Below are 4,370 nucleotides of genomic sequence, written 5' to 3'. Positions count from 1 at the left end.
ATACCCCGCGGACTCACGGCTATTCCCAGAAAGGTCAACGGTGTGTTGGTCTCAAGAACTGAGGAGCTAAAGGAAAAACAAATGTTATCGGCGCTTTATTGGGCACAACGCTATTTGCTATCGGATTATTTGATATCAATATTAACAGCGATGTTTTCTATGCATGGGTCACCCAAGTCCTTATCCCAGTACTTCCTAAAAACAGTGTAATCATGATGGATAATGCAACTTTTCACAAGAAACAGAGTATTCAACAAGTCATCATCGATGCGGGGCATATGGTGGAATATTTGCCTACCTATTCGCAAGATCTTAATCCAATTGAACATAAATGGGCACAAGCTAAATGCAAAAAAAGAGCGCTCGGATGCGACACAGATATTTTGTTCGCACTCAATATGGGGTGTAATCAAAATTAAGTCGCTTAGCTATATCAATTCGGCTATCACCATGTAACACCATTTTGTGTGGTTGCTTTTCTGCCATTGGCATTATCATTTTTTTCTCCTACCAAACTGGTAAACGCAATCATATTTAATAATGATATCAATAGTATAATGTTCAAATATCGATATAAAAAGCGCTGAGTTAATTGCATATTTATTATAGCTAAGCGTTTTAATTTTGATTACAAAATATATGTTTTTCTCTAATATAAATTTACTGATATAGAGTAATTACTTGTAATCATTTTAAAGTCGCCCAGCGATAATATTTATTGTAGAGTGGTGTTAAAAGTGCTAAAGCTTCGTCATAAGAGTGTAACGGGTAACTAATATTTTCATTTGCATAGAGTGAATCCAGGAAATGAATATGTTGTTTTTCGATAGTCGAAAGTGGGGAAGAAGCTCTTTGGGTATCGGATTAATAATTAGGTAATGGATTAAAGTTTATTTTATTGATGGAGAACATAACTTTCCTACGTTTAAGCCGTTAACTTTAACCATATTGCAAGGAAGTAATCAATTTTAAAAAGTGACGGGTTAGTCAAAATAAATTAAGTGATGTACCTAATTCATGTAATATTTATTTGCTTTAAAATTAATTAAATAACTCGATTAATAAATAAATTATTTAAAATCAAAAATCTAAATTTGATCATAGTATAGCTAAGCGACTTAATTTTGATGACATTATTTACATGAGCTATTCAATTGATTTTAGACGTAAAATGATATTTATGATGGAAGAAGAAGGGTTGAGTATCCGAGAAACAGCGAAGCAATTTCGGATTGGCTCTGCATCTGTATCGCGTTGGATTAATCAAATCGAGCCAAAAGCATCGACTACGCGTCAGCGAAAAATCGATAAATCCGAGTTGATAAAAGATGTTGAACAATATCCAGATGCTTACCAAAAAGAGCGTGCAAAGCGTTTTGGCGTTTGTCATAAGGCTATTTGGCAAGCTCTCAAAAAAATGGGATTGACCTATAAAAAAAACTCTACGTCATCCGAAAGCCGACGAAAACACTCGACAAACGTTTCAACAAAAAAACAGTATGAAAAGAAGGCAAGCATATTGTTTTTATTGATGAAAGTGGTTTTTTACACGATACCCCGCGGACTCACCGCTATTCCCAGAAAGGTCAACGGTGTGTTGGTCTCAAGAACTGAGGAGCTAAAGAAAGAACAAATGTTATCGGCGCTTTATTGGGCACAACGCTGTTTGCTATCGGATTATTTGATATCAATATTAACAGCGATGTTTTCTATGCATGGGTCACCCAAGTCCTTATCCCAGTCCTTCCTAAAAACAGTGTAATCATGATGGATAATGCAACTTTTCACAAGAAACAGAGTATTCAACAAGTCATCATCGATGGGGGGCATATGGTGGAATATTTGCCTACCTATTCGCCAGATCTTAATCCAATTGAACATAAATGGGCACAAGCTAAATGTAAAAAAAGAGCGCTCGGATGCGACACAGATATTTTGTTCGCACTGAATATGGTGTAATCAAAATTAAGTCGATTAGCTATAGTTCTTTTGCTAACTGCCAAAGTTTTTTCCGTGTTTCATGTAATGCTCTTCCAGCAGCAGCAATATTTTTTCCTGATTTTTCAATTGATCAAGTAAATGATTTTTCTCAGATTACTGCTGTTTAACACTTTTCTCTTTTTCTGCAATATTTGATAACAGATCTTTCAGTTTTACTTTATTGTCACTGATGGGATTAGTTGTGGTATAGCTGGACGACTTTAAAATGATTACAAGTAATTACTGTATATCAGTAAATTTATATTTAAGAAAAACATATATTTTGTAATCAAAATTAAGACGCTTAGCTATATTTCATTTAATATTTGCATACACCACTGTTCTATTCGTTCATCCGTTTGTTCAAATTGGTTGGTTTCATCGAGCGCTAGTCCGACAAATTGGCTACCACCAGTGGTTAATGGTTTAAGGCTACTAAAGGTATATCCTGTTGTAGGCCAAAAGCCGACAAATTTTACATCCATCTGTAATAGCTGCTCATAAAGCATACCTAGTGAGTCAAGAAACCAGTCGCTATAATCGATTTGATCGCCTAAACCATATAGGGATACAATTTTGCCAGCTAAATTTAACGAACAGAGTTGATCCGAAATTGCTTGCCAGTCTTCTTGTAGTTCGCCGAAATCCTAGGTAGGAATACCTAAAATCAGAATTTGGTAATTTTCCATTAATTGCGGCGAAATATCTTTAAGATTATGTAAATCAACTAATTCTTAACCTAGATTATACTGGATTTTTTCTGCAACCATTTCGGTGTAGCAGGTACCGGAACTATAAAAAAGACCGATTTTCATTTTGCGAGTAATAATAGAATATTATAGCAGAAAAACATTAAAAAATATTATAATTCAGTTAATTAAGGTTAATTTATCGGTTGAATTATAAGCCATATTATTTCATTAACCTTAATGTAAGATGACTGTTTTTTGATATGCCTCATATTATCATGAATAAAGATAGAAAATAATTATTTTTAACCTATCCTCTAATTAATCCTTCCAATTTCTACGCCTTATTTGTTCATTCTATTCTTGTTAGATAGAGACTTTCCCTGGTGTTGTGTTTGATATGTTTGCCAGTTAAAACTGGCTTTTTTATGCTATTTTCTATTTTTTATAATATTTAATCTTATTTTTTCAGATAATGGGATAAAAAACCAGATCTTAATTAGTCTAAAAGATAAATGTCGCGATCTGGTTTTAAGTTAATTTGCTAAAAAATTATCACATGGCAAGATATTATATTATTAGTGATCATGTTTAGCTCTTATTTATTGTAAACGTTTTTGTAATGTACTAATTGCTCGGCGTACATTAGGTAATGTACCAATATTTATCCATTTATTACTAGTTTGATGGCATCCTTGCGGTGTGCCTGTTTCGATTAACAGTGAACGCATGTCTTTTGGTTTAATAACCTCACCAATATTCTGTTTATACCATGATTGGATCGCCACAACAGCGGAAGCGACAATCGGCGTAGCAGATGATGTCCCGGAAAAAGTATGGGTATAATTATTATGCTCAACCGGTATTGTAGAGATCGTTATAGCCGGTTGTGACAACATTTAGCCCCCATCCTTGCACATGTATCATGCTACCATAAGTTCTGAAATCAGTGGGGATCAAGTATTTTTATCACCTGCACCAACACGAATTGCACCGTTATCAGCATCGTCATTACGATTTCTATATTCACTATATAATTTATGATCTAAATCTTCAGGGCCATTGCCAGCAGCCATAATGACAATAATGCCGGCATCAGTGGCTTCTTTTGTAATATCCCAAACCGCTTTTTGGTAATCGGCTGGGACATATCTATTAGGTGGTCCCATGGATTGTAATTCATAAATAAATACGTCTCCCGCTCTTAAGTATTTTAATGCTTTAGCAATTCCATTAACTCGTCCTGCTGGCGCTTCTGAAACACCATAAAAAGTATCTGCTCCATGCACTAATCCTTTTATACCCAATCCCATATCTTTGGGATACATTATTCCAGCAACTGCGGTGCCATCTTCATTTTTAAGTGGATACTCAGGTGATAGATTTATAAAACTTTTTCTTTGTAAATTATAGCTAAGAGACTTAATTTTGATGACATTATTTATATGAGCTATTCAATTGATTTTAGACGTAAAGTGATATTTACGATGGAGGAAGAAGGATTGAGTATCCGAGAAACCAGGAAGCAATTTCGGATTGGCTCTGCATCTGTATCGCGTTGGATTAATCAAATAGAGCCAAAAGCATCGACTACGCGTCAGCGAAAAATCGATAAATCCGAGTTGATAAAAGATGTTGAACAATATCCAGATGCTGACCAAAAGAGCGTGCAGAGCGTTTTGGCGTTTATCAGAAGGCCAT

General features: G+C 34.8%; 8 protein-coding genes and 1 pseudogene. 6 read left to right on the top strand and 3 right to left on the bottom strand.

Features of this window, described 5'->3' with window-relative positions; all coding sequences use genetic code 11:
• From ARSQ2_RS12765 to ARSQ2_RS06570, 5 genes are all read left to right on the top strand, one after another.
• Positions 1-210 (top strand): hypothetical protein (locus ARSQ2_RS12765; protein WP_238334359.1); only part of this gene is annotated, 210 nt, incomplete at its 5' end.
• Positions 120-419, top strand: coding sequence for a transposase (locus tag ARSQ2_RS06585; protein ID WP_238334360.1), 300 nt, complete (start codon positions 120-122; stop codon positions 417-419). The genes ARSQ2_RS12765 and ARSQ2_RS06585, both read left to right, overlap by 91 nt.
• 722 nt (positions 420-1,141) lie before the next feature.
• Positions 1,142-1,762: an IS630 transposase-related protein gene (locus ARSQ2_RS12760; RefSeq protein WP_238334358.1), complete on the top strand. Its 621-nt coding sequence runs from the start codon at positions 1,142-1,144 to the stop codon at positions 1,760-1,762.
• Entirely contained in the window at positions 1,651-1,959 is a 309-nt protein-coding gene (locus ARSQ2_RS06575) for a transposase (RefSeq protein ID WP_238334357.1), read from the top strand. The genes ARSQ2_RS12760 and ARSQ2_RS06575 overlap by 112 nt, the downstream gene beginning before the upstream one ends.
• Complete coding sequence (locus tag ARSQ2_RS06570; RefSeq protein WP_181994781.1) at positions 1,920-2,108, top strand: hypothetical protein; 189 nt, start codon at positions 1,920-1,922, stop codon at positions 2,106-2,108. Before ARSQ2_RS06575 ends, ARSQ2_RS06570 begins: the two co-directional genes overlap by 40 nt.
• A gap of 180 nt (positions 2,109-2,288) precedes the next feature.
• Here the strand turns inward: ARSQ2_RS06570 and fldB are convergent.
• The 3 genes and pseudogenes from fldB to ARSQ2_RS14220 form a co-directional block, all read right to left on the bottom strand.
• A pseudogene (gene fldB, locus ARSQ2_RS06565) lies at positions 2,289-2,795 on the bottom strand (flavodoxin FldB).
• A gap of 476 nt (positions 2,796-3,271) precedes the next feature.
• Entirely contained in the window at positions 3,272-3,568 is a 297-nt protein-coding gene (locus tag ARSQ2_RS14225; RefSeq protein ID WP_181994780.1) for a S8 family serine peptidase, read from the bottom strand.
• Between the two features lie 57 nt (positions 3,569-3,625).
• Positions 3,626-4,057, bottom strand: a complete 432-nt coding sequence (locus tag ARSQ2_RS14220; protein WP_338078261.1) for a S8 family serine peptidase — start codon at positions 4,055-4,057, stop codon at positions 3,626-3,628.
• A 57-nt stretch (positions 4,058-4,114) separates the two neighbouring features.
• Between ARSQ2_RS14220 and ARSQ2_RS06550 the strand changes: the two genes are divergently transcribed.
• Positions 4,115-4,370: IS630 transposase-related protein (locus tag ARSQ2_RS06550; RefSeq protein WP_238334356.1), on the top strand; the 256-nt coding region annotated here is incomplete at its 3' end.

The sequence above is a fragment of the Arsenophonus endosymbiont of Bemisia tabaci Q2 genome, from assembly GCF_902713415.1.
Classification (GTDB): domain Bacteria; phylum Pseudomonadota; class Gammaproteobacteria; order Enterobacterales; family Enterobacteriaceae; genus Arsenophonus.
This window is presented reverse-complemented; position numbering and strand designations above follow the sequence as displayed.

Coding starts and splice junctions, on each gene's coding strand:
- ARSQ2_RS14225 (WP_181994780.1), bottom strand. CDS start 3,568: ATGTTGTCACAACCGGCTATAACGATCTCTACAATACCGGTTGAGCAT.
- ARSQ2_RS12760 (WP_238334358.1), top strand. CDS start 1,142: ATGAGCTATTCAATTGATTTTAGACGTAAAATGATATTTATGATGGAA.
- ARSQ2_RS06570 (WP_181994781.1), top strand. CDS start 1,920: ATGCGACACAGATATTTTGTTCGCACTGAATATGGTGTAATCAAAATT.